The organism is Pseudomonas sp. KK18 (genome assembly GCF_037094675.1).
Classification (GTDB): Bacteria; Pseudomonadota; Gammaproteobacteria; order Pseudomonadales; family Pseudomonadaceae; genus Aquipseudomonas.
In genome coordinates, this window is record NZ_CP146605.1 from 857,971 (window position 1) to 882,000 (window position 24,030).

The window sequence follows — 24,030 nt, forward strand, 5'->3', positions numbered from 1 at the left end:
CGCACTGGAGCGCCAACCCGGTCCAGCGGGAGCAAGCTCCCTCGCCACAGGTGTAATGCATCAGGTCACAGGTGATAGAAATCCAGCACCGAGTTGATGGTGTCGTTGAGCAGCAGCGCATGCTTGCGGGTGATCAACCAACTGTCGCCATCGGGCTTGAGGCTGTAAGTGGCGCTGCCGTAGAACTGCTCCGACGTCGCCAGCCGATAGAACAACGTATGCCAGTTCAACTTCACCTCCAGCAGCCCGTCCGGTTGCTCGGCAATCCGCACGTTGTTGATCAAATGCAGCGTCCTCGGCATCGGCGTGGCCGACGCGGCCTTGCCCGTGCGCAGGCGAAACACCCGATCCTCCAGCCCCGAGCGGTTGGCGTAGTAGATCAACGACATTTCGCGCTTCGGGTCGCGGGTGTAGACATGTTCCGAATCCCACTGCGGCAGGTGGAATTCACTCTGCGGATCGAACAACTGCACGTAGGCGTCCCAATCCTGGGCATCGCACAGCTCGGATTTACGGTAAAAAAACTGCTCGATCCGGTACTGCAATTGCGCATTCATCATTCCACCTCCCGCAGTTTCAGGGCTTGCTGGTCGAGTCCGTCCAGCAGGAATTTCTGCCAGTTGCGGTGCTGGTTGACGTACAGCCCTTCGTGGGTGAATTCGGTGCCGGTCATCGCCGGCTGGATACCGATGGATTCGCTATTGGGTGTCGGCCCGGTTTCCCAGCGATGGCTGCCGCGGGAAATATCGCTCCAGCGTTCCAGACGGCCCTGGAAGCCGCGCTGGGCTTCGCGGAACTCCACCAGGTCATCCGGCGTGCCCATGCCCGAGACGTTGAAGAAATCCTCGAACTGGCGAATACGGTTTTCACGGTCGGCGCCAGACTCGTTCTTCACCCCCAGGCACTGGCTGATGATTTCGGTCTTGTTCCACGCGATGGGCCGGATGATCCGCAGCTGCGAACTGATCTGGTCGAGGAAGAACAGGCTCGGGTAGATGTTCAGGTTGCGCAGGCGGTGCATCATCCATTCGGCTTTTTGCTGGCCGTGTTCTTCGATCAGGCGCGGCATGATGGTGGCGTAGCCCGAACGCACGGTGGGGTTGGGCATGTCGCTGAACAACAGGCTGTGGCCATTGTTGAAGGCGAACCAGCCGTCATCGGTGTTCGCGTCGCCGGCGCCGAGTTTGCTGTAGTCCAGTGTCGTGCCCGAGCCGGTGCCGTTTTCCGTATTGACCTGCTGGCGATGCTGCACCGTGGCCACGTAGTTGTAGTGCACGGTGCTGACGTGATAACCGTCCAGGCCGTTCTCGTTTTGCAGTTTCCAGTTACCGTCGTAGGTGTAGGCGGACTTGCCCGGCAGCACTTCCAGCTCACCGGTGGCCGATTGGGCGACCATCATGTCGAAGAACACTTTGGCGTCGCCGAGGAAGTCTTCCAGGCTGTTGGTGCCGTTCACGTCGAGGCTGATGAAGACGAAGCCCTTGTAGCTCTCGATCCGCGCCTTTTTCAGGCCGCGAGTGGCCTTGTCGAAGCCTTCCGGGTATTCCCCCGGCGCCTTGACCTTCACCAGCCGGCCATCGCTCTTGTAGCACCAGGCATGGAACGGGCAGGTAAACGTGGACTGGTTGCCCTTGCCGACTCGGGTCAGGGTGGTGCCGCGATGCTGGCAGGCGTTGATCAGCGCGTTGAGCTGGCCTTCGCCGTCGCGGGTGATGATCATCGGCTGGCGCCCGGCGCGCATCGTCACGAAGTCGTGCTTGTTGGCCAGTTCGCTCTCATGACAGGCATAGATCCAGTTTTTTTCGAAGATCAGCTCCATCTCCAGCTCGAACAACTCCGGCTCGGTGAACATGTCCCGGGCGATGCGGAACACCTCATCCACCGGACGGAAGTCCAGGCAGCCTTCGATAAAGCTTTTCCACTGCTCGACGCTTCTTGCACCACTCATGGGAGGCACCTTTTTGATAATGGCTAGACGGGTAGGCCATTAAGAGGCTGCGGCGGGGCACCGGGCTATCCGGTTAATGGGGGAAGGTGGGCCACTTAGTTGGGCACGAAATACCCACGGCGGTGCAGGGCGGTGGCGGAATGCGCTACTGTCTTGCAAGGCGATTGTCGGAAAAGTCTGCTTGTTATCCACTTAGTCGACGGTTGCTATCCACCCAGTGGCGATCCCGCTGGCGTGGCGCAAAACTTGCTGTCGATCTACCAGGACGCGCCGTCAGAGCGCGCCGGCCACAATTGCCGTGGGTGCCCCGTGATGAGTAGCAATACACGCGATATACGTATCGAGCGCTTCGACCTTGAAGGCGCCTGCAGCTGGATGTCCGGCATTTGCGGGCCGCACCGCCTGCAAACCGCGACGCCGGAGCGCATCCGCTTTCACCACAGCGCCAATGTGTTCAAGTCCCGCGCCACGACGCTGGGGATTATCGAATACGGCACCGATGTCACCATCGACATCGAAGACGCCGAGCACTTCAGCAGCTACAGCCTGACCCTGCCGCTGGTGGGCGAGCAGGAACTGAGCAAGAACGGCGTACGGCTCAGCTCCAACCGTGACCAGGGCGTGATCATCTCGCCCAACGAACATCAGGTGCTGGAGATCTCCGGCGACTGCCGCAAGTTGCAGGTGGTGATCACCCGCGCGGCGATGAGCGAATCCCTGGAAGGCCTGCTGCAGCGGCCGATTGAAGCACCGCTGCGCTTCGAGTCGGCGATGGACGCGGTGGACGGCGCTTCCGCGTCGTGGTGGCGCATGGCGCGGTATTTCATCGCCGAACTGGAGCGCAGCAGCGAGCTGTATGACCAGGTGGCGTTTACCCGGGACCTGGAAAGCTCGCTGATCAAGGGCCTGATCCTGGCCCAGCCGAACAACTATTCCGAAGAACTGCGGGACGTGCTGGGGGTGAAGCTGCCGCACTATTTGATTCGTGCGCGGCAGTACATCCACGACAACGCCCGGGAAGCGGTGCACCTGGAGGATCTGGAGGCGGCGGCGGGCGTGTCGCGCTTCAAGCTGTTCGATGCCTTCCGCAAATACTTCGCCCTGTCGCCCATGGCCTATCTGAAGAAATACCGCCTGGGTGCCGTGCGCCAGCAAATCCTCGAACATGGCTCCACGCGCACCATCTCCGAAATCGCCCTGGGCTGGGGCTTTACTCATCTGGGGCGATTCTCGGCCGAGTACCGCAAGCTGTTCGACGAGTCTCCCAGCCAGACGCTGCAGCGCAACGACGCCCGGCGCATGCGTGGATGAACACCTTACGCAAAAACAACGGAGATCAACTGTGGGAGCGGGCTTGCTCGCGAATGCGGTGCATCAGCCAACTCATTCGGTGACTGACACTGCGCATTCGCGAGCAAGCCCGCTCCCACATTGGATGTGTAGTGTTCTTTTAAATCAACTCTTCCACCAGTTGCAGGCAATGACTGAGCCCCGGCGACTGGTCATTGATCCGCCGGCTGAGAATGATCGGCGAAGTGGCGGTGGCCTCCACCACCGGCGTGTAGCCAATGTCTGCGCGGTGCAGCACCTGCACCGAGGCGGGTACCAGGGTCACGCCCATGCCTGCGCCGACCAGACCAATGGCGGTCTGCAATTCGTTGGTCCACTGCGAAACCTTCAGGCTCAAGCCATGGGCATCGAACAGCGCGATCACATGGTCGGCGTAGCTCGGCCGCGGGTTGCCGGGATACAGCACGAAGGGTTCAGCGGCCAATTGCGCCAGGGTGGCCGGGGCGCCCAGCAGGGGATGCCCGGCGGGCAACACCGCCACCAACCGGTCCTCCACCAACACCCGCTGCACAATGGCCGGGTCGTCAATGCGAATCCGCCCGAAGCCCACGTCAATCCGCCCGGCCTTGAGGGCTTCGACCTGTTGCAGCGTGGTCATCTCCGACAGGCCCAACTCCAGCTCCAGGCCATCGTGGCTGCGCAGCCGGCGAATCAACTCCGGCAGCACGCCGTACAGCGTCGACGGCGCAAAACCGATGCCCAGCCAGGTTTTCTGCCCAAGGCCGATGCGCCGGGTGTTGTCACACACCTTGCCCAGTTGCTCCAGCAGCACATTGGCGTGCTCATAGAAAAACCGCCCGGCTTCGGTCAGGCGCAACGGGCGCCCACGCTCCAGCAGGACCACACCCAGTTCGTCCTCCAGTTGCTGGATCTGCCGACTCAGCGGCGGCTGGGCAATGTGCAGGCGTTCGGCGGCGCGGGTGAAGTTGAGGGTTTCCCCCAGCACCTGGAAGTAACGCAGATGGCGCAGTTCCATAAAGACTCCATTCATACCTTATGGGTATTGTTCGAGACTCATTCTATATTGGAAGCCAGCAGAGATCCGGAACAGAATCAGGCCAAATCTATAAAGAACCCAACGGGTATTGCCATGCCGATTTGCGCCATCGAGTCGATCGAGACCATCATCGTCGATCTCCCTACCATCCGCCCGCACAAACTGGCGATGCACACGATGCAGAACCAGACCCTGGTGATCATCCGCGTGCGCTGCGCCGACGGTATCGAAGGCATTGGTGAATCCACCACCATCGGTGGCCTGAGCTACGGCAATGAAAGCCCCGACAGCATCAAGATCAACATCGACCGGCACTTCGCGCCGCTGCTGCTCGGCCAGGACGGGAGCAACATCAATGCCGCCATGTTGCGCCTGGAGCGCAGCATCCGGGGCAACACCTTTGCCAAGTCGGGTATCGAAAGCGCCTTGCTCGATGCCCTCGGCAAACGCCTGAACCTGCCGGTCAGCGAATTGCTCGGCGGCCGCGTGCGGGACGCCTTGCCGGTGGCCTGGACCCTGGCCAGCGGCAACACCGAAAAAGACATCGCCGAGGCCGAGAAGATGCTCGACCTGCGCCGCCACCGCATTTTCAAATTGAAGATCGGCGCCGGTGAAGTCAGCCAGGACCTGGCCCACGTCATCGCGATCAAAAAAGCCCTGGGCGACCGCGCCAGTGTGCGGGTCGACGTCAACCAGGCCTGGGACGAAGCCGTGGCCCTGCGCGCCTGCAAGGTGCTGGGGGACAACGGTATCGACCTGATCGAACAACCGATCTCGCGCAACAACCGCGGCGGCATGGTGCGGCTCAACCTGTCGAGCCCGGCGCCGATCATGGCCGACGAGTCCATCGAATGCGTGGAAGATGCCTTCAACCTGGCCCGCGAAGGCGCGGCCTCGGTGTTCGCCCTGAAGATCGCCAAAAACGGCGGGCCGCGTGCGGTATTGCGCACCGCAGCGATTGCCGAAGCGGCGGGTATCGGCCTGTACGGCGGCACCATGCTCGAAGGCGGTATCGGCACCCTGGCCTCGGCCCATGCCTTTCTCACCTTGAACAAACTGGCGTGGGACACCGAGCTGTTCGGCCCGCTGCTGCTCACCGAAGACATCCTCGCCGAGCCGCTGGTGTACCGCGATTTCCACCTGCATGTCTCCACCGCTCCGGGCCTGGGCCTGGCCATCGATGAAGAGCGCCTGGCGTTCTTCCGTCGCGATAACTAACAAGAGGACACCTGCGATGTTGTTCCACGTAAAAATGACCGTGAACCTGCCAGTCGACATGAACCCCGAGCGCGCTGCCAGCCTCAAGGCTGAAGAAAAAGCCTTCTCCCAGCGGCTCCAGGAGCAAGGCAAATGGCGCCACCTGTGGCGCATCGCCGGGCTGTACGCCAACTACAGCGTGTTCGATGTCGACAGCGTGCAGGAACTGCATGACCTGCTGATGCAACTGCCGCTTTATCCTTACATGGCCATCGAAGTGAATGCCCTGTGCCGGCATCCATCGTCGATCCGTGAGGATGATCGCTGAGTCTGTTTTTTCACCTAATAATTACAAGATGAGGATTGCACCATGTCCATCCGACTTTCCCAGACTGCTCACGCCCAACAGTTTCTCGAAGAAGCCAGCGGCAACCTTAACGACGGCGGCAACCCACGGGCCAAGGCGCTGATCTACCGGATCCTGCGGGACACGGTGAACATCATCGAAGACCTGGAAGTGACCCCGGAAGAGTTCTGGAAGGCGGTCAACTACCTCAACGAACTGGGCAAGAACCAGGAAGCCGGCTTGCTCGCGGCAGGGTTGGGCCTGGAGCATTACCTGGACATGCTGATGGACGCGGCGGACGAGGAAGCCGGCAAGTCCGGCGGCACCCCGCGCACCATCGAAGGCCCGCTGTATGTGGCCGGTGCGCCGCTGTCCAAGTTCGAGGCGCGGCTGGACGACGGGCAGGACCCGGGCGTGCCGCTGTTCATGCAGGGCCAGGTGCGCGACACCAATGGCAAGCCGTTGGCGGGGGCGATTGTCGATGTATGGCAGGCCAATACCGGTGGTACGTATTCGTGGTTTGACAGCACACAGTCGGAGTTCAACCTGCGTCGGCGAATCGAGACCGATGCCCAGGGCAACTACCGTTTTCGCAGCATCGTGCCGTCGGGGTATGGCTGCCCGCCGACCGGGCCGACCCAGCAGTTGCTGGACCAGTTGGGGCGCCATGGCCAGCGGCCGGCGCATATCCACTTCTTCATCTCGGCGCCGGGCCATCGGCACCTGACCACGCAGATCAACCTGTCGGATGACCCGTACCTGCATGATGATTTTGCCTATGCGACGCGGGATGAGTTGATCGCCGAAATTCGCTTCAGCGAGGACGCAAACCTGGCGAAGGAATTTGGTGTGGAAGGGCAGTTTGCGCAGATTGATTTTGACTTCGAGTTGCAGCCTGCGGCGGCGCCTGTCGAACAGAAACGTATGCAGCGAGTTCGCGCGCTCGAAGACTGAACGCGGTAAAAAAATGTGGGAGCGGGCTTGCTCGCGAATGCGGTGGATCAGTCAATATTTCCGGTGACTGACACTCCGCCTTCGCGAGCAAGCCCGCTCCCACATTGGCTCTGTATCGTTTGGCCTATTTGCGAACAACCAGATCGAGCAGATCATCCCGATCCTTGATCTTCTGCAACACGATCTCCGAGCGAATATCCATCACCCCCGCCGTGCGGTTCAGGTGGTTCACAATGAAATCCGAAAAGTGCTTGAGGTTGCGCGCCTGCACCCGCAGCACATAATTGCTCGCCCCGGTAATCACATACGCACTGGCCACCTCCGGCCACCCCTGCACCTTCTTGATAAACGTCTCGTGCCAATCCTCCACATCCTGGCGTAACGACAGGTGGACGATGGCCTCCAGCTCGATCCCCAGTTGCTCGGCGTTCAACACCGCCCGATAACCACTGATGATTCCCTCGCTTTCCAGCAGGCGCAAACGCCGCAGGCAGGCCGACGGCGACAGGGCGACTTTCTCGGCCAGTTCCTGGTTACTGATACGGCCATCCTGTTGCAGGAAATGCAGAAGGCGCAGGTCGGTGGCGTCGAGAATCATGGTTAGAATAAATCCGCGTGTTTGGGGGTTAAATTCGAATTTCCTACAGCTTAATTAGCCTGTTGCCCACCACTTTGCACGAAAATTCTCTAAAGCTTCGTTCATTATTTGGCTCATTGTTACTACAACAACAGGACTGACCATGACCACCCGCACCCATTGCCTGACCCTCGACGCCCAGGATCCGCTGGCGCCATTGCGCAACCAATTCGCCTTGCCGGCCGGGGTCATCTACCTCGACGGCAACTCCCTCGGTGCGCGCCCGGTAGCGGCACTGGAACGGGCGCAAGCGGTGATCGCCGAGGAGTGGGGCAATGGCCTGATTCGCAGTTGGAACAGTGCCGGCTGGGCCGACCTGTCCCAGCGCCTGGGCAATCGTCTCGCACCGCTGATCGGTGCCCGCGACGGTGAAGTGGTGATCACCGATACCACCTCCATCAACCTGTTCAAAGTGCTCAGCGCCGCGCTGACCGTGCAACGCGAACGCGCGCCAAGCCGCAAGGTGATCGTCAGCGAAGCGAGCAATTTCCCCACCGACCTGTACATCGCCGAAGGCCTCACCGAACTGCTGCAACAGGGCTACTCTCTGCGCCTGGTCAACAGCCCGGACGAACTGCCGAAAGCCATCGACCAGGACACGGCCGTGGTGATGCTCACCCACGTCAACTACAAGACCGGCTACATGTACGACATGCAGGCCCAGACTGCCTTGAGCCATGAATGTGGCGCGCTGGCGATCTGGGACCTGGCGCATTCGGCGGGCGCGGTGCCGATCGACCTGCATCAGGCCGGTGCCGATTATGCGATTGGTTGCACTTACAAATACCTCAACGGCGGGCCCGGCTCCCAGGCGTTTGTGTGGGTCAACCCGGCGCTGGTGGATGTGGTTACGCAGCCGCTGTCGGGCTGGTTCGGGCATACCCGACAGTTCGCCATGGAATCGCGTTATGCCCCGAGCCAGGGCATCGCCCGCTACCTGTGCGGCACCCAGCCGATTACCTCGCTGGCGATGGTGGAGTGTGGCCTGGATATTTTTGCCCAGACCGATATGGCCAGCTTGCGCTCTAAATCCCTGGCGTTGACCGACCTGTTCATCGAGTTGGTGGAAAGCCGTTGCGCCGCCCACGACCTGACCCTGATCACCCCGCGTGAGCATGCCCGACGGGGCAGCCACGTCAGCTTCGAACACCCGGAAGGCTATGCGGTTATCCAGGCCTTGATCGCTCGCGGCGTGATTGGTGATTATCGTGAGCCGCGGATCATGCGGTTCGGGTTTACCCCGCTGTACACCAGCTTTGCTGAAGTGTGGGATGCGGTGGAAATCCTGGGTGAGATTCTCGATCAAAAAACCTGGGACCAGCCGCAGTTCAAGGTTCGTCACAGCGTCACCTGAGTAAACGCAGAGCAAAAAATGTGGGAGCGGGCTTGCTCGCGAATGCGGTCTATCAGTCTCTGATGTATTGACTGGCACACCGCATTCGCGAGTAAGCCCGCTCCCACAGGGGACAGTGTTTCATCCAGAAAAGCAGTGCAATCACAATAATAAAGGGGCACGCCACGTGACCACGCCAGACCAAGGCTTTGCCGAAATCACCAATCGCGAACTGGGCCTCAGGCGCCAGCTCACTTCCGGCCAGATGAGCATGATCGCCATCGGTGGCGCCATCGGCACCGGGCTGTTCATGGGCAGCGCCTACGCCATCGGCTATGCCGGGCCCAGCGTGCTGGTCAGCTATGCCATCGGCGCGCTGATCACTTTGCTGTTGATGGGCTGCCTGGCGGAGATGACCGTGGCGCATTCCACCTCGGGCTCCTTCGGCGCGTATGCCGAATTTTACGTCAGCCCGCTGGCCGGTTTCCTTGTGCGCTATGCGTACTGGGCGGCGATTGTGCTGGCGGTGGGCGCCGAGGTCACGGCGGTGGCGATGTACATGAAGTACTGGTTTGCCAACGTGCCGGAATGGGTGTGGATCGTCTCGTTTTCCAGCGTGCTGATCGTACTCAACGCCATCAGCGTCAAGACCTTCGGCAACTTCGAGTACTGGTTCTCCACGATCAAGATCAGCGCCATCGTTGGCTTCATCATCCTCGCGGTGTACGTGGTGTTCGGCTCCGGCAATCCGGATTACGGCGTGCAGAACTACGCGGCCCACGGCGGCTTTTTCCCGAACGGGTTGAGCGGCATGTGGATCGCGGTGATCGTCTCGATCTTCAGTTACCTGAGCGTGGAAATGATCGCGGTGGCCGCCGGTGAAGCGGCCGACCCGGAGCAGGCGGTGAAAAAAGCCTTCCGCGCGACCATCGTGCGGCTGGTGGTGTTCTACCTGCTGACCCTGGCGCTGATGTTGGCCATCGTGCCGTGGAACCAGGCTGGCCACGCCCAGAGCCCGTTCGTCACGGTGATGCAGACCATCGGCATTCCCGGCGCCACCGGGGTGATGAACTTCGTGATCCTGATCGCTGCGCTGTCGGCGATGAACAGCCAGCTCTACATCACCACCCGCATGATGTTCAGCCTGTCCCGCGCCGGTTTTGCGCCCAAGTCCATGGGCGCCTTGAGCAAGAGCGGGATCCCGTTGAACGCCTTGTTGCTGTCCAGCTCGGGCATTGCCCTGGCGACCCTGCTGAACGTGGTGTACCCGGAAAGCTCGTTCACCCTGATGATGGCGATCTCGATGTTTGGCGCGATCTTCACCTGGTTCATGATCTTCCTCACGCACCTGTTTTTCCGCCGCTACCGCAAGCGTCACGGCGGGGCGAAGCTGTCGTTCCAGCTGGCGCTGTTTCCCTACAGCACGCTGCTGGGCCTGGTGCTGATGGGCGCGGTGATGATCACCACGTTCTTCACCGATGCGTTCAAGATGACGCTGGTGTTCGGGGTGCCGTTCCTGCTGATTCTGTCGGCGGTGTACTACGTGTTCTTCCGCAAGGGTCGCCAAAACCTTGTAGGAGCGAGCTTGCTCGCGAAAAACCCGAGGGCGCCGGGTTAAATCAGAAAGCCCGCGTTATCGTTGACGTGCTTCGCGAGCAAGCTCGCTCCTACAGGGGGAGAGGGCGTTTAGCAGTTGGGCGGCGTAACCGGGCAATTGCTCGAACTCGCGGGCGCATAACAGCAGTTTGCGACAGGCCCAATCCTCGCTCAGGGGTTGGGCCTTGAAGCGCCGCTCCAACGGCCAGCGTTCCAGCGCGGCCAGGGGCACGATCCCCAGCCCGGCGCCCCGGGCGACCATGCGAATAAGCCCGTCAAACCCATCTGCACGGATGCGTGTCTGCAAGCGAAAGCCTGCGTGCAATGCCTGTTCCTCCAGGTACACCGCCAGCGCGCTGTCGGCGGCCAGGCCCACGTAGTCGTGCTGCAAGCTGTCGATAAAACTCACGGTGCGCCCGGCCAGCGGGTGATCCAGCGGCATGATCAGCACCAGCGGGTCGTCGCGAAAGGGCAGGGTTTGCAGGCCGTGGGTGTCTACTGCGTCGGAAATAATCCCCAGGTCTGCCGCGCCCTGGCGCAAGGCGTGGGTGATGCGCAGGCTTGGCAGTTCCTGCAGGTCGATGTCGAGGTTGGGGTGCTCGTGCAGAAAGTCCGCCAACAGTTCCGGCAGGTATTCGCTCAGGGCGGTGGTGTTGCACAGCAGGCGCACCTGGCCCTTGACGCCGTTGGCGTATTCCGCGAGGTCTTGCTGCAGGTGATCGGCTTGCTGCAACAGCAGGCGGGCGTGACGGGCGAGGGCTTTACCCGCAGCAGTCGGGGTGACGCCACGGCGGCCACGTTCAAGAAACTCGATGCCCAGGGAGGCTTCCATCGCCCGGATCCGTGCACTCGCCGCCGCCAGGGACAAATGGCTGCGGCTGGCGCCGGCGGTGATGTTGCCGGTGTCGAGGATGTGCAGGTACAGGCGCAGGTCGATCAGGTCAAAGTGCATGTGCTGGGGATCTCAGTGTCTGTACGGGCCTCTTCGCGAGCAAGCCCGCTCCCACATTTTGAAAGGGTTCACAGATCTAAATGTGGGAGCGGGCTTGCTCGCGAAGAGGCCATCTGCCTCATGCAAAACAAGAGGCTGCCTCAGTATATGGCGAATTTTCAGACATCACCCAAACCTGCAAAATCGGCCCATGAATACCTTACTCGCGTTCTACCAATACCTCGGCCCGGCCCTGACATGGCTGGTGATCGGCACCTTCCTGCTGGCCGGTATGGTCAAGGGCGTCATCGGCCTGGGCCTGCCCACCGTCGCCATGGGCATGCTCGGCCTGGCTATGTTGCCGGCGCAGGCTGCGGCGTTGCTGATCATCCCGTCCACCGTCACCAACCTCTGGCAACTGGCCTTCGGCGGTCACCTGAGCGCGTTGATCAAACGCCTGTGGCCGATGCTCCTGCTGATTTTCCTCGGCACCGGGCTGGGCTCGTTGTGGCTGGGCATGGATGGCGGGCATTGGGTGGTGCGGGCGTTGGGCGGCGCGCTGCTGGTGTATGCCTTGAGCGGGCTGTTGCTGCCGACGTTCAAGGTCAGCCCGGACACCGAGCGCTGGCTGGGCCCGCTGTGCGGCGTGCTGACCGGGGTCATCACCTCGGCCACTGGGGTGTTCGTGATACCGGCGGTGCCGTATCTGCAAGCGTTGGGCTTGAACCGCGATCAGCTGGTGCAGGCGTTGGGGCTGTCGTTCACCGTGTCGACCCTGGCGCTGGCAGCCGGGCTGTTCTGGCGTGGCAGCCTGGGCGGCGGCGAATTGAACGCCTCGTTGATGGCGCTGGTTCCCGCGCTGCTCGGGATGTGGCTGGGCCAGGCCCTGCGCCAGCGCATCAGTGCCGTGCTGTTCAAGCGGGTGTTCTTTATCGGCATGGCCGCGCTGGGAGGTCATCTGCTGATCAGTGGTTAATAATATGCCGTTGATTCGTGCGCCTTGGTCAAATGTATTTTGCCGCCGGGACGCTTATTCCAAAGCACCGACCCCGTTACCCTGCCTTCAGACATTTTTAATCTTTAGGCACCCCCTATGAAAAAAGTACTCCTGCTCAACGGCGGTAAGAAATTCGCCCATTCCGACGGTCGCTACAACAGCACCCTGCATGAAGCCGCCCTGGCGGTACTGGACCGTGGCGGCATCGACGTCAAGGAAACCCACATCGACGCCGGCTACGACGTGGCCGAAGAAGTCGCCAAATTCCTCTGGGCCGACGTGATCATCTACCAGATGCCCGGCTGGTGGATGGGCGCTCCGTGGATCGTCAAGAAGTACATCGATGAAGTCTTCACCGAAGGCCATGGCAGCCTGTACGCCAGCGACGGCCGCACCCGCTCCGACGCGTCGCAGAAATACGGCAGCGGCGGCCTGATCCAGGGCAAGCAATACATGCTGTCCCTGACCTGGAACGCTCCTCAGCAAGCGTTCGACGACCCCACCGACTTCTTCGAAGCCAAGGGCGTGGACGCGGTGTATTTCCCGTTCCACAAGGCCAACGAGTTCCTCGGCATGACCGGCCTGCCGACCTTCCTCTGTGTGGACGTGATGAAACGCCCGGCCATCGAAGCCGACGTGGCGCGTTATGAACAGCATCTGGCACAGGTGTTTAACCTGAGTCTGTAATGCGGCTAGTATCCGTGCAGCCGCTATAAAGAGGATTCACGTTGAAAGCCCGATCCGATGAGCTACAGATCTTCGTCTGCGTGATTGAATGCGGGTCGATTTCCGCCGCAGCCGAGCAGGTCGGGCAGACGCCGTCGGCGGTCAGCCGCACCTTGTCGCGCCTGGAAGCCAAGCTCGACACCACCCTGATCAATCGCACCACCCGGCGCATGGACCTGACCGAAGAGGGCAAGTATTTCTTCGAGCGGGCCAAGGTGATCCTCGAGCAGATGGACGACCTGGAAGAACGCCTGTCGTCGCGCCAGCAAACCCCGTCGGGGCGCCTGCGGATCAACGCGGCGTCGCCGTTCATGCTGCATGCGATCGTGCCGTACATCGCCGAGTTTCGTGGCCTGTACCCGGATATCCAGCTGGAACTGAACAGTAACGACCTGATCATCGACCTGCTGGAGCAGAGCACCGACATCGCGATTCGTATCGGTGCTCTGGCCGACTCGACGTTGCACGCCCGCTCACTGGGGTGCAGCCCGCTGCATATCCTCGCCAGCCCGGCGTACCTGGAACAGCACGGCACGCCCACGACCGTTGCCGAACTGGCCGAACACACGTTGCTCGGCTTCACCCAGACCGAAACCCTCAACCACTGGCCGTTGCGCCATGTGCACGGCGATCGCTGGCAAATCCAGCCTGGCGTTGCCGCTTCCAGCGGTGAAACCTTGCGCCAGCTGGCGCTGGAAGGGCAGGGCATCACCTGTTTATCGGACTTCATGACCGCCCAGGACATCAAGACCGGACGCCTGATACCGGTGCTGGCCGAGTTCAACAGCGGCTATCGTCAACCGATCAACGCGGTGTACTACCGCAACTCGCAATTGGCCTTGCGCATCCAGTGCTTCCTGGACTTTATCCAGGGCAAGCTGGCCAGCTACGCCAGCTGATTCGTGACCTCTGCGCAAGATTGAATTGGGCAATACGGACTTATTCGGAATGGATAGGTCCGCAATACTGACGCCATCAATTACTCACGCAGGGAGACACCTCCATGAACGTATTCATCACCGGCGCTGCCGGTTTTATCGGCGGTTCCATCGCCACTGGCCTGGTCAAGGCCGGCCATAACGTCACCGGCCTGGTGCGCAGCACCGAACAGGCTGCGGAAATGACGGCACTGGGTATCACGCCGGTGATCGGTACGCTGGATGACAGCGCGCTGTTGACCGAGCAGGCGAAGAAAGCTGACGCGGTGATCAACGCCGCCAGCAGCGACCATCGCGGCGCCGTGGAAACCTTGCTGGCCGCGCTGCGCGGTTCCAACAAAACCTTCCTGCACACCAGCGGTTCGAGCATCGTTGGCGATGCGTCGGGCGGTAAGTCCAGCGATGTCATCTACTTTGAAGACAACCTGCCGGCGCCGACTGTCGACAAGGCTGCTCGCGTGGCCATCGACAACCTGATCCTGGCTGCAGCCAAAGATGGCGTGAACTCGGCAGTGATCTGCAACACCCTGATCTACGGTCACAGCCTGGGCGTCAAGCGCGACAGCGTGCAGTTGCCACGCTTGCTCAAGCAGGCACGCAAAAGCGGTGTAGTGCGGCATGTGGGCACCGGGCAGAACATCTGGTCCAACGTGCACATTGAAGACGTGGTTGCGTTGTACCTGCTGGCGCTGGAAAAGAATGTGCCGGGCACTTTCTACTTTGTGGAGAGTGGCGAAGCGGCGTTTGTCGACATGACCACCGCGATTGCCGAAGCGCTGAAGCTGGGTAAACCACAGGATTGGCCATTGGCGGATGCCGAGGCCGAGTGGGGTTATGAAATGGCCAACTATGGCCTGGGCTCCAACAGCCGGGTGCGCGGCAAGCATGCTCGGGAATTGCTGGGATGGGCGCCGAAGCGGACTTCTGTAGTTGAGTGGATTCGCAACGAGATGGTGTGATGTTCGCTTGAGACCGAGGCGAGCTCTTCGCGAGCAAGCCCGCTCCCACACTTAACCGAGTTCCAACTTTGGAATGCGGTCAAATGTGGGAGCGGGCTTGCTCGCGAAAGGGGCGACTCGGTCCAACGGTCTTACCCAACACTAGCCCCACCCCGCCCAATTCCGTACCATCCCCAGCCTTATCCCCCGCAACTCCCCGGTACTTCAATGAACCTCACCCGTCTGCGCGCCGACGCCCTGGCCGGACTCACCACGTCTTTTGCCTTGCTGCCCGAATGCATCGCCTTTGCCCTGGTGGCTCATCTCAACCCGCTGATGGGCCTCTACGGCGCATTCATCATCTGCACCCTCACCGCGCTGTTCGGCGGCCGGCCTGGCATGGTCTCTGGGGCCGCCGGCTCGATGGCGGTGGTGATCGTCGCGCTGGTGGTGCAGCACGGCGTGCAGTATCTGTTGGCCACGGTATTACTGGGCGGGTTGATCATGGTCGCCTTCGGCCTGTTGCGCCTGGGCAAGCTGGTGCGCATGGTGCCGCACCCGGTGATGCTCGGGTTCGTCAACGGCCTGGCGATCATCATTGCCCTGGCGCAGCTGGAGCATTTCAAGAGCGGTGACACCTGGCTCAGCGGCACGCCGCTGTACGTAATGACCGGGCTGGTCGCGGCAACCATGGCCATCGTCTACCTGCTGCCGCGCCTGACCCGCGCCGTACCGCCAGCCCTGGTGGCGATCCTCGGCGTAGGCCTGGCGGTGTACCTGCTCGGCCTGCCGACCCGCACCCTGGGCGACATGGCCCACATCGCCGGCGGCCTGCCGACCTTCGCGCTGCCACAGATTCCCTGGACCCTCGAAACCCTGCACATCATCGCGCCCTACGCGATCCTGATGGCCATGGTCGGCCTGCTGGAAACCCTGCTGACCCTCAACCTCACCGACGAAATCACCGAAACCCGCGGCTACCCGGACCGCGAAAGCGTGGCCTTGGGTGCCGCCAACATGGTCTCGGGCCTGTTCGGCGGCATGGGCGGCTGCGCGATGATCGGGCAAACCGTGATCAACCTCAGCTCCGGCGGGCGCGGGCGCTTCTCCGGGGTATTTGCCGGGGTGATGATCCTGCTGTTCATTCTGTTTCTGTCACCGCTGATCGAGCGCATTCCGCTGGCGGCGCTGGTGGGGGTGATGTTTGTGGTGTCCCAGCAGACGTTTGCCTGGGCGTCCCTACGGGTGATCAACAAGGTGCCGCTCAACGACGTGCTGGTGATCATGGCGGTGACGGTGATTACCGTGTTCACCGACCTGGCGACGGCGGTGCTGTGCGGGATTGTGATTGCGGCGCTGAACTTCGCCTGGCAGCAAGCGCGCGAGCTGTACGCGGATGAGCACATGGAAGCGGACGGCAGCAAACTCTATCGGGTGCACGGCACGCTGTTTTTTGCCTCGACCACGCCGTTTTTGAATCGCTTCGATCCGGCCAACGACCCGGCCCAGGTGACGCTGGATTGCCGTCACTTGAGCTTCGTCGACTATTCGGCGATTGCTGCGTTGATGACCTTGCGCGAGCGCTACACCAAGGCCGGCAAGCATTTGCGGGTGCTGCACCTGTCCGAGCGCTGCCGCAAACTGCTCAAGCGCGCCCGGGTGCAGCACGACTGACCGTTGTTGAAGCGCAATGATCGTTCCCACGTTCTGCGTGGGAACGCCGCTTTGGACGCTCCGCGTCCGCTCCTAAAGTCGTGACGCGGAGCGTCACAGGATGCGTTCCCACGCAGAGCGTGGGAACGATCATGGTCCGACCAGGTTTTCCAGTTCCTGGGCGCGGGTCTGGGTCATGTCCAGCACGCAGCCGGAGCCGTTGACCTGATCAATGGTGCCGCCGGTGGCCGAGCCGATGAAGCCGCAGTTGGCATCGCGAAACTTGAGCCACTGGCGTTGTACGTCCTGCAGCTGCTGCTTGCGGTTGCCTTCCATCGCGGTCATCGCGGTTTTGTAGGCGGTATTCAGGCGCGCGTCCTGCACCTTGGTTTCCTTGGCGTTGCAATCGACCATGTCGGCGGTGGTGTTGGCACCGTCCATGCATTTTTTCAGTGCCGGGTTCTCGTCGGCCGAAGCCGTGCCGCACAAGGCCAGCAACAGTGCGCCGGCGGCGAAAGGAACAAGCAGGGGGTTACGATTCATTCTGGGTTTTCCTGGTCATGAGTCGGTGTGCAGTCTAAGACTCGGCCTGCGCAGTTGAGTTTCCAGCCCCGGCGATCTTCATGTAAGAACGCCCCCCGAATTTTCATCCACTGACCCTGGGCATATCCCTGCGCGACAGGGCTTGTCTGTGGGCGAAAATTACTTTCATAAAAATTGAAAATGCACCTCGGTAATGATTTATGACTTTCACAACCTATTCGACGTGACCCTTTCCGAGGAGTACCGCATGGCCGCATCACCGGGGTATTGGCTGTTGATCTACGCCGCCATCGCCATCATTGCATTGATCGTATTGATCGCGCGTTACCGGCTCAACCCGTTTATCGTCATCACCCTGGTGTCTATCGGCCTGGCGCTGTTGGCCGGGATGCCGGCGGACACGATCATGGGCTCCTACGAGGCGGGCGTCGGCAAGACGCTGGGGCATATTGCGCTGGTGGTCGCGCTGGGCACCATGCTCGGCAAGATGATGGCCGAGTCCGGTGGCGCCGAGCAGGTGGCGCGCACGCTGATCAACCGGTTCGGCGAGCGTAACGCGCACTGGGCAATGGTGTGTATCGCGTTCCTGGTGGGGCTGCCGCTGTTTTTCGAGGTCGGTTTTGTGTTGCTGGTGCCGATCGCGTTTACCGTGGCGCGGCGGGTGGGCGTGTCGATCCTGATGGTCGGCCTGCCGATGGTGGCCGGCTTGTCGGTGGTGCATGCGCTGGTGCCGCCGCATCCGGCGGCGATGATGGCGGTGCTGGCCTATAACGCCTCGGTCGGGCAGACGGTGCTGTATGCGATTTTGATCGGCATACCCACCGCGATCATTGCCGGCCCGCTGTACGCCAAATTTATCGTGCCGCACATTCACCTGCCGGCGGAAAACCCGCTGGAACGCCAGTTCATCGACCGCGAGCCGCGCACCCGCCTGCCGAGTTTCGCCCTGACCATGGGCACCATCCTGTTACCGGTGGTGCTGATGATGATCGGCGGCTGGGCCAACCTGATTTCCACACCGGGCACCGCCTTTAACCAGTTCCTGTTGTTTATCGGTAACTCGGTGATTGCGCTGCTGGTGGCGACCCTGGTGAGCTTCTGGACGCTGGGCCTGGCCCAGGGTTTCAACCGCGAATCGATCCTCAAGTTCACCAACGAATGCCTGGCACCGACCGCCAGCATCACCTTGCTGGTGGGCGCGGGCGGTGGTTTGAACCGGATTCTGGTGGACGCCGGGGTCACCAATGAGATCCTCGGCCTGGCCCACGCCTTCAACCTGTCGCCTTTGGTGATGGGCTGGCTGTTCGCCGCGCTGATGCGCATCGCCACCGGCTCGGCCACCGTGGCCATGACCACGGCCTCAGGCGTGGTTGCACCGGTTGCGATGGGCCTGGGTTATCCCCACCCGGAATTGCTGGTGCTGGCCACCGGCGCGGGTTCGGTAATCTTTTCCCACGTAAACGACGGCGGCTTCTGGCTGATCAAGGAATACTTCAATATGACGGTGATCCAGACCTTCAAGACCTGGACCGTGCTGGAGACCCTGATTTCGGTGGTCGCCTTCGGTCTGACTTATGGTTTGTCCTGCATCTTGTAACCCGGAGCCGAACCGATGGACATCCTCTACCAGATCCGCGCCCGCCAGGATTCCTTCAGCGCCGGCGAAGGGCGTATCGCCAGGCTGATGCTCGATGATGTCGGCTTTGCAGCGTCCGCCAGCCTGGAAGAATTGTCCCAACGGGCCGAGGTCAGCACCGCCACCTTGTCGCGTTTTGCCCGCAGCGTCGGCTGCCGCGACCTGCGTGACCTGCGCCTGCAACTGGCCCAGGCCAGCGGCGTCGGCAGCCGTTTCCTCGACCCGGCGGGCCTGCCGGAGCAGTCGGCGTTTCACCGGCAGATTCTCAGCGATATCGAGGCGACGTTGCGCCGGCACCTGTCCGGTTTCAACCAGCGCAGTTTTGTCGACGCCGTGAGCCTGCTGGGCAATGCGCGGATGATCCACGCGTTCGGCATGGGCGGGCCGTCGAGCTTGTGCAGCGACGAGTTGCAAGTGCGCCTGGTGCGCCTGGGCTACTCGATCAACGCCTGCCACGACCCGGTGATGATGCGCGTGACCGCCGCCACCCTGGGCCCGGAGCATGCGCTGATCGTCTGCTCGCTGACCGGCATCACCCCAGAAGTGCTGGGCGTGGTGGCGCTGGCACGCAACTACGGCGCAAAAATCATCGCCATCACCCTGCCGGACTCCCCGCTGGCGCAGTTGGCCGACGTGCTGCTGCCGCTGCAACCGGCCGAAACCAGTTTTATCTACAAGCCAACGGCGGCGCGCTACGGAATGCTGTTGGCCATCGATGTGCTCGCCACCGAGCTGGCCTTGGCCATGCCGGATGACAACCAGGAACGCCTGCGACGGATCAAGCTGGCCCTGGACGATTATCGCGGCGGCCCTGACAGCCTGCCGCTTGGAGATTGAAATGAAGTACCACACGCTGATCCGCCAGGCGCTGATCATTGATGGCAGCAACACCCCAGGCTATGTCGCCGATGTGGCGGTGCACGAGGGGCGTATCGAGAAGATCGGCGACCTGTCCCGAGACAGCGCCGAGCATGAAATCGAGGCTGCCGGGCGCGTATTGGCGCCGGGGTTTATCGACGTGCACACCCACGACGACACGGTGGTGATCCGTCACCCGCAGATGCTGCCCAAGCTGAGCCAGGGCGTGACCACGGTGATTGTCGGCAACTGCGGCATCAGCGCCTCGCCCGTGAGCTTGCAGGCTGATCCGCCGGACCCGATGAACCTGCTGGGCACCGCCGAGGCCTTTGCCTACCCACGGTTCAGCGATTACCGCGCGGCGGTGGAAAACGCCCACCCGGCCGTCAATGTGGCGGCGCTGATCGGCCACACCGCGCTGCGCAGCAACCATATGGACGACCTGCACCGTACCGCCACGCCGGGTGAAATCACCGCGATGCGCGCGCAGTTGCAGGAGAGTCTGGCGGACGGTGCCCTGGGTTTATCCACCGGGCTTGCATACGCCAGCGCCTTCAACGCCGAGACCGATGAAGTGCTGCAGTTGAGTGAAGAACTGACGGCGTATGGCGCGGTGTACACCACCCATTTGCGCAGCGAATTCGAACCGGTGCTGGAGGCGATGGACGAGGCTTTTCTGATCGGCCGGCATGCCAAGGCGCCGGTGATTATTTCCCACCTCAAGTGCGCGGGCGCCGGTAACTGGGGGCGCAGTCCGCAGTTGTTGGCCTCGCTGGAACACGCGGCCAAGACCCATCCGGTGGGCTGCGATTGCTACCCGTATGCGGCCAGCTCTTCGACCCTGGACCTCAAGCAAGTCACCGATGCCTTTCGCATCACCATCACCTGGTCTACGCCGCATCCGGAAATGGGCGGGCGGGATCTGCAGGACATTGCCGCCGAGTGGGCGGTGCCGCTGATGGACGCCGCCCGCCGCCTGCAACCCGCCGGGGCGGTGTATTACGGCATGGACGAGACCGACGTGCAGCGCATCCTCGCGCATCCGCTGTCGATGATTGGCTCGGATGGTTTGCCGGAAGATCCGTTTCCTCATCCACGTCTGTGGGGCGCGTTTCCCCGGGTACTGGGGCATTTCAGCCGGGACCTTGGCTTGTTCCCGCTGCACACCGCCGTGCACAAGATGACTGGCTTGTCGGCAGCGCGCTTTGGCTTGGCCGAGCGCGGTGAAATCCGTGAAGGACACTGGGCCGATCTGGTGCTGTTTGACCCGCTGCGGGTGCGGGATGTGGCGGACTTCAAAGAGCCGCAGCGCGCGGCGGAAGGGATTGACGGTGTGTGGGTCAACGGCGTGCTCAGCTACAGCGACGGTCAAGCCAACGGGCAGCGTCCCGGACGATTCCTGGCGCGCAGCGGGGATTTGCGTAAGGGGTTTGCGGCCGTATAGTGGCCGCTCTCAAACACGGAGCAATCGCCATGCACTTAGGAAAAGTCACCCCCATCTTGCGCAGTTTCGACGAGGCCAAAACGTTGGAGTTCTACGTCGACTTCCTGGGGTTCAAGGTCGATTGGCAGCACCGGTTTGAAGACAACTTTCCGCTGTACCTGCAGGTGTCGCTGGGGGACTGCGTGCTGCACTTGTCCGAGCACCATGGCGATTGCACGCCAGGTGCGGCGGTGCGGATTCAGGCTCAAGGGTTGGAAGCGTACCAGCAACAGTTGCTGGCCAAGCATTACCGCAACGCCAAGCCGGGGATTGAAGACACGCCATGGGGCAGCCGCGAGATGAGCATCAGCGACCCGTCTGGGAACCGGTTGGTGTTTGTTGAAGAAGTCAGCAGCTGAGGCTGCGCGCAAAAATCGCAGGCAATAAAAAACCGCCTTAGTAGGGCGGTTTTTTATTGCAATCCCAGTTCGCGGCTGGGGTTGCGCCTCACCGGAAGCATTGACCTGCTGACCGGATACTACTGTCGGTTCAGGCATCACGCAAGGCCTGGTGACACTCGGTGTTTTCAGTTCTTTGAGATCTACGCTATTTAAGGACGATTGCAAAAACTGGCAATAAATTCTTGGAGCGTTACCGGTGGATTAGTTCTCCCAGGTCACACCTTTGAGCGGGATGTTGGTTAGTATCGCCCCCGTTCTGTGTATGTCGTTTGTAGGTGGGCTGGGTACGCGCGCGAATTTATGGACCGAACGCCACGGGCTAGTAATCCGTGCCGGATTCATGCGGGAGGAACCAAAGCCCGGCCGCCTCACTGGAAGCATTGACCTGCGTCCGAAGGCTCACGTGTTCCGGTAAGTGCGCTGGAGGTAGGCCCAACTGATGGAGGGCCGAGTATGTCCAAGTTTGCACGACGTACGTGGGACCTCGTAGTGAACTCCCTGCGTGTTTATCACGTGTGGAAATTCCTGCGGGACAGCTTTGATGACCGTTAAGGTCTGAGAAGTGGGCCGCCCCGGTTTCGACCGGGGCGGCTTTTTTGTGCCTGGGATTTACACCCGGAAATGGCTGACCATCTGCTGCAACTGCCCGCCCAAACGCGCCAGTTCCACACTTGACTTGGCCGTCTCGTCACTGGCCGCTGCAGTCTGCTCCGACACGTCCCGCACATTCACGATGCTGCGGCTGATCTCTTCCGCCACGGCACTCTGCTGCTCGGCGGCTGCGGCGATCTGCTGGTTCATCGACTGGATATTCGACACCGTACGGGTGATGTTTTCCAGTGACACACCGGCCTTGCGCGTCAGTTCGACGCTGCTGTCGGTGAGGCTGCGGCTGTTGTTCATCACGGCGGCCACTTGCTGGGTGCCGTTCTGCAAACCGGCCACCAGGCCTTCGATTTCTTCGGTGGATTTCTGGGTGCGCTGGGCCAGGCCGCGCACCTCATCGGCGACCACCGCAAAACCGCGACCGGCTTCACCGGCACGTGCGGCTTCGATGGCGGCGTTGAGCGCCAGCAGGTTGGTCTGCTCGGCCACGGCCTTGATCACGTCCATCACGCTGCCGATCTTGTTGCTCTCTTGTTGCAGGTGCGTCATGGCGTCGGTGGAGCGTGCCACTTCAGCTGCCAGGCGTTCGATCTGGGCGATGGCTTCGGCCACCACCTTGTCACCGGCACGGGCTTCACCGTCGGCGGCCGAGGCAGCCTGGGACGCTTGTTCGGCGTTGCGTGCGACTTCCTGCACGGTGGCAGTCATTTCGTGCATGGCGGTGGCCACTTGATCGGTCTCGATCTTCTGGCTGTTGACCCCGGCACTGGTCTGTTCGGTCACGGCCGACAGCTCTTCGGCGGCGCTGGCGATCTGGGTCACGCCGTCACGGATGCCGCTGATCAGTTCACGCAGGGTAGTGCCCATGCGCTGGATGCCCTGTTGCAACACGCCGAGTTCGTCGCGGCGGGTCACCTGGATGTTGTGGCTCAGGTCACCGGAAGCGATGCGCTCCACCACGGCAAGGGTCTCGCGCAGTGGGCGAGTGATCTGGCGGGTGATGATCACCGCAGCCACGATGCCCACCAGCAAGGCCAGCAATGTGCTGATCAGTTGCAGGCTGCGGGCCTGGGCGCTTTCGGCGTCGCGGCGTTGCAGCTGGATGTCGTACAGCTTGTCGCTGATGGTGACAATGTCGGTGCCCTGGGTGGTCATTTCTGCCCGGGCCGAGACGATGTTGGCGTTGGCCGCCTTGTAGTTCTGCACCGCGCTGCGATAGGCGCCGAGAGCGGTTTCCAGGGCTGTCAGTGCAGGCTGTTGGCTGGCGCCAAACGCTGCGTGCAGGCCTTTCAAACCGTCGATGGCTTTCTCGATCTGCGCGGCAGCGCGGGCTTCAGTCTCGGCGTTGACGTTACCGGTGTAGCCGCGCACTTCGTAGCGGGCCAACTGGAACTGTTCCTTGGCGCTGGTCACGGCCTCGAACTGGGCAAAGCGCTCGGTGCTCTCGGGCATCTGGCGCACGCTGGCGTCCAGGGCACTGATCTGCGCATTGGCGATGTCAGCCTTGTCGCCCATGACCTGGCGCGCGGCGTTACCGTTGCGGTAGGCCTCGCGCATTTTGTTCAAGGACTGTTGGTAAGCGGTGATGATCGCTTTTTGCTCATTGAGCAGCTTGAGGTTGTCCGGGCTCTTGAAGCTGTCCAGCAGCTTCTGTTGCTGGGCCACAAAACTGTCGAGGCTGGTCTGCACGTTTTGCGCCACGGCTTCGTCGCCGTTGGCCAACATGTATTGCAGGCGCACGATGCGCAGTTTGGTCAGCGAAGCGTTGAGCTGGGTGATGTCGCTCATCCAGTTGCTGCGGTCGATCAGGCCGCCCAGGCTGGTCCAGCCGGTGAGCGCGAGGATCGAGGTGAGGACCAGTACCAGGCCGAAGCCCAGGCCCAGTTTCATATTGACGCTGATGTTGCCGAACCAACTATTCATCGCATTCCTCCAGGAACAGATTTGCGGGTACATCCGGTT

Annotated in this window: 22 protein-coding genes; 15 read left to right on the forward strand and 7 right to left on the reverse strand. The window is 61.6% G+C overall.

What is annotated here, in order from left to right:
- Window positions 1–65: 65 nt before the first annotated feature.
- On the reverse strand, window positions 66–557 hold the full coding sequence (gene antB / locus V6607_RS03705; protein WP_003212320.1) for an anthranilate 1,2-dioxygenase small subunit: 492 nt from the start codon (window positions 555–557) through the stop codon (window positions 66–68).
- A complete protein-coding gene (gene antA, locus V6607_RS03710) occupies window positions 557–1,948 on the reverse strand; it encodes an anthranilate 1,2-dioxygenase large subunit (protein WP_134325687.1) in 1,392 nt (463 codons plus the stop codon). Before antA ends, antB begins: the two co-directional genes overlap by 1 nt.
- Window positions 1,949–2,260: 312 nt before the next feature.
- Here antA and V6607_RS03715 point away from each other — a divergent pair, with 312 nt between their 5' ends.
- Window positions 2,261–3,259 carry a helix-turn-helix domain-containing protein gene (locus tag V6607_RS03715; RefSeq protein WP_008436676.1) on the forward strand — a complete coding sequence of 333 codons (999 nt, stop codon included), beginning with the start codon at window positions 2,261–2,263 and terminating at the stop codon, window positions 3,257–3,259.
- A gap of 139 nt (window positions 3,260–3,398) precedes the next feature.
- On the opposite strand, the gene V6607_RS03720 is transcribed toward V6607_RS03715, so the two are convergent.
- Window positions 3,399–4,274: a LysR family transcriptional regulator gene (locus V6607_RS03720; RefSeq protein ID WP_003212314.1), complete on the reverse strand. Its 876-nt coding sequence runs from the start codon at window positions 4,272–4,274 to the stop codon at window positions 3,399–3,401.
- Between the two features lie 114 nt (window positions 4,275–4,388).
- On the opposite strand from V6607_RS03720, the gene V6607_RS03725 reads away from it, so the two are divergent.
- From V6607_RS03725 to catA, 3 genes are read left to right on the forward strand one after another with little or no spacing between them, the layout of a single operon-like run.
- The gene (locus tag V6607_RS03725; RefSeq protein ID WP_134325688.1) at window positions 4,389–5,513 is read left to right on the forward strand and encodes a muconate cycloisomerase family protein; all 1,125 of its coding nucleotides are present in this window, start codon (window positions 4,389–4,391) and stop codon (window positions 5,511–5,513) included.
- 16 nt (window positions 5,514–5,529) lie between these two features.
- Window positions 5,530–5,820 carry a muconolactone Delta-isomerase gene (gene catC, locus V6607_RS03730; protein WP_008436679.1) on the forward strand — a complete coding sequence of 97 codons (291 nt, stop codon included), beginning with the start codon at window positions 5,530–5,532 and terminating at the stop codon, window positions 5,818–5,820.
- 42 nt (window positions 5,821–5,862) lie between these two features.
- Entirely contained in the window at window positions 5,863–6,792 is a 930-nt protein-coding gene (gene catA / locus V6607_RS03735; protein WP_003212307.1) for a catechol 1,2-dioxygenase, read from the forward strand.
- Between the two features lie 124 nt (window positions 6,793–6,916).
- Here the strand turns inward: catA and V6607_RS03740 are convergent, their stop codons facing one another.
- Window positions 6,917–7,390 (reverse strand): Lrp/AsnC family transcriptional regulator, encoded by a 474-nt coding sequence (locus V6607_RS03740; RefSeq protein ID WP_003212305.1) that lies wholly within the window; start codon window positions 7,388–7,390, stop codon window positions 6,917–6,919.
- Between the two features lie 142 nt (window positions 7,391–7,532).
- On the opposite strand from V6607_RS03740, the gene kynU reads away from it, so the two are divergent.
- Together kynU and V6607_RS03750 are read left to right on the forward strand one after the other, a co-directional pair.
- On the forward strand, window positions 7,533–8,783 hold the full coding sequence (kynU, locus tag V6607_RS03745) for a kynureninase (RefSeq protein ID WP_134325689.1): 1,251 nt from the start codon (window positions 7,533–7,535) through the stop codon (window positions 8,781–8,783).
- Window positions 8,784–8,949: 166 nt separating this feature from the next.
- Complete coding sequence (locus V6607_RS03750; protein ID WP_134325690.1) at window positions 8,950–10,380, forward strand: amino acid permease; 1,431 nt, start codon at window positions 8,950–8,952, stop codon at window positions 10,378–10,380.
- A gap of 15 nt (window positions 10,381–10,395) precedes the next feature.
- Here V6607_RS03750 and V6607_RS03755 read toward each other — a convergent pair whose 3' ends face one another.
- The gene (locus tag V6607_RS03755; protein ID WP_102605602.1) at window positions 10,396–11,310 is read right to left on the reverse strand and encodes a LysR substrate-binding domain-containing protein; all 915 of its coding nucleotides are present in this window, start codon (window positions 11,308–11,310) and stop codon (window positions 10,396–10,398) included.
- Window positions 11,311–11,500: 190 nt separating this feature from the next.
- Here V6607_RS03755 and V6607_RS03760 point away from each other — a divergent pair, with 190 nt between their 5' ends.
- From V6607_RS03760 to V6607_RS03780, 5 genes are all read left to right on the forward strand, one after another.
- Window positions 11,501–12,265, forward strand: a complete 765-nt coding sequence (locus tag V6607_RS03760; RefSeq protein WP_134325691.1) for a sulfite exporter TauE/SafE family protein — start codon at window positions 11,501–11,503, stop codon at window positions 12,263–12,265.
- A gap of 117 nt (window positions 12,266–12,382) precedes the next feature.
- A complete protein-coding gene (locus V6607_RS03765) occupies window positions 12,383–12,973 on the forward strand; it encodes an NAD(P)H-dependent oxidoreductase (protein WP_063033256.1) in 591 nt (196 codons plus the stop codon).
- Between the two features lie 41 nt (window positions 12,974–13,014).
- The gene (locus tag V6607_RS03770) at window positions 13,015–13,911 is read left to right on the forward strand and encodes a LysR family transcriptional regulator (protein ID WP_003212293.1); all 897 of its coding nucleotides are present in this window, start codon (window positions 13,015–13,017) and stop codon (window positions 13,909–13,911) included.
- A 104-nt stretch (window positions 13,912–14,015) separates the two neighbouring features.
- Entirely contained in the window at window positions 14,016–14,909 is an 894-nt protein-coding gene (locus V6607_RS03775) for an NAD-dependent epimerase/dehydratase family protein (protein WP_102605600.1), read from the forward strand.
- A 207-nt stretch (window positions 14,910–15,116) separates the two neighbouring features.
- Window positions 15,117–16,562, forward strand: a complete 1,446-nt coding sequence (locus V6607_RS03780; protein ID WP_087693438.1) for a SulP family inorganic anion transporter — start codon at window positions 15,117–15,119, stop codon at window positions 16,560–16,562.
- A gap of 129 nt (window positions 16,563–16,691) precedes the next feature.
- On the opposite strand, the gene V6607_RS03785 is transcribed toward V6607_RS03780, so the two are convergent.
- Window positions 16,692–17,084 carry a lysozyme inhibitor LprI family protein gene (locus V6607_RS03785; protein ID WP_003212286.1) on the reverse strand — a complete coding sequence of 131 codons (393 nt, stop codon included), beginning with the start codon at window positions 17,082–17,084 and terminating at the stop codon, window positions 16,692–16,694.
- Window positions 17,085–17,277: 193 nt separating this feature from the next.
- Between V6607_RS03785 and V6607_RS03790 the strand changes: the two genes are divergently transcribed.
- From V6607_RS03790 to V6607_RS03805, 4 genes are read left to right on the forward strand one after another with little or no spacing between them, the layout of a single operon-like run.
- Window positions 17,278–18,681 (forward strand): gluconate:H+ symporter, encoded by a 1,404-nt coding sequence (locus V6607_RS03790; protein WP_017478510.1) that lies wholly within the window; start codon window positions 17,278–17,280, stop codon window positions 18,679–18,681.
- A 15-nt stretch (window positions 18,682–18,696) separates the two neighbouring features.
- Entirely contained in the window at window positions 18,697–19,557 is an 861-nt protein-coding gene (locus tag V6607_RS03795; protein WP_087693435.1) for a MurR/RpiR family transcriptional regulator, read from the forward strand.
- 1 nt (window position 19,558) lies between these two features.
- Window positions 19,559–21,022 carry a D-aminoacylase gene (locus tag V6607_RS03800; RefSeq protein ID WP_134325692.1) on the forward strand — a complete coding sequence of 488 codons (1,464 nt, stop codon included), beginning with the start codon at window positions 19,559–19,561 and terminating at the stop codon, window positions 21,020–21,022.
- Window positions 21,023–21,051: 29 nt separating this feature from the next.
- Entirely contained in the window at window positions 21,052–21,420 is a 369-nt protein-coding gene (locus V6607_RS03805; protein WP_003212279.1) for a glyoxalase superfamily protein, read from the forward strand.
- 651 nt (window positions 21,421–22,071) lie between these two features.
- On the opposite strand, the gene V6607_RS03810 is transcribed toward V6607_RS03805, so the two are convergent.
- Complete coding sequence (locus V6607_RS03810) at window positions 22,072–23,991, reverse strand: methyl-accepting chemotaxis protein (protein WP_134325693.1); 1,920 nt, start codon at window positions 23,989–23,991, stop codon at window positions 22,072–22,074.
- Window positions 23,992–24,030: the final 39 nt, after the last annotated feature.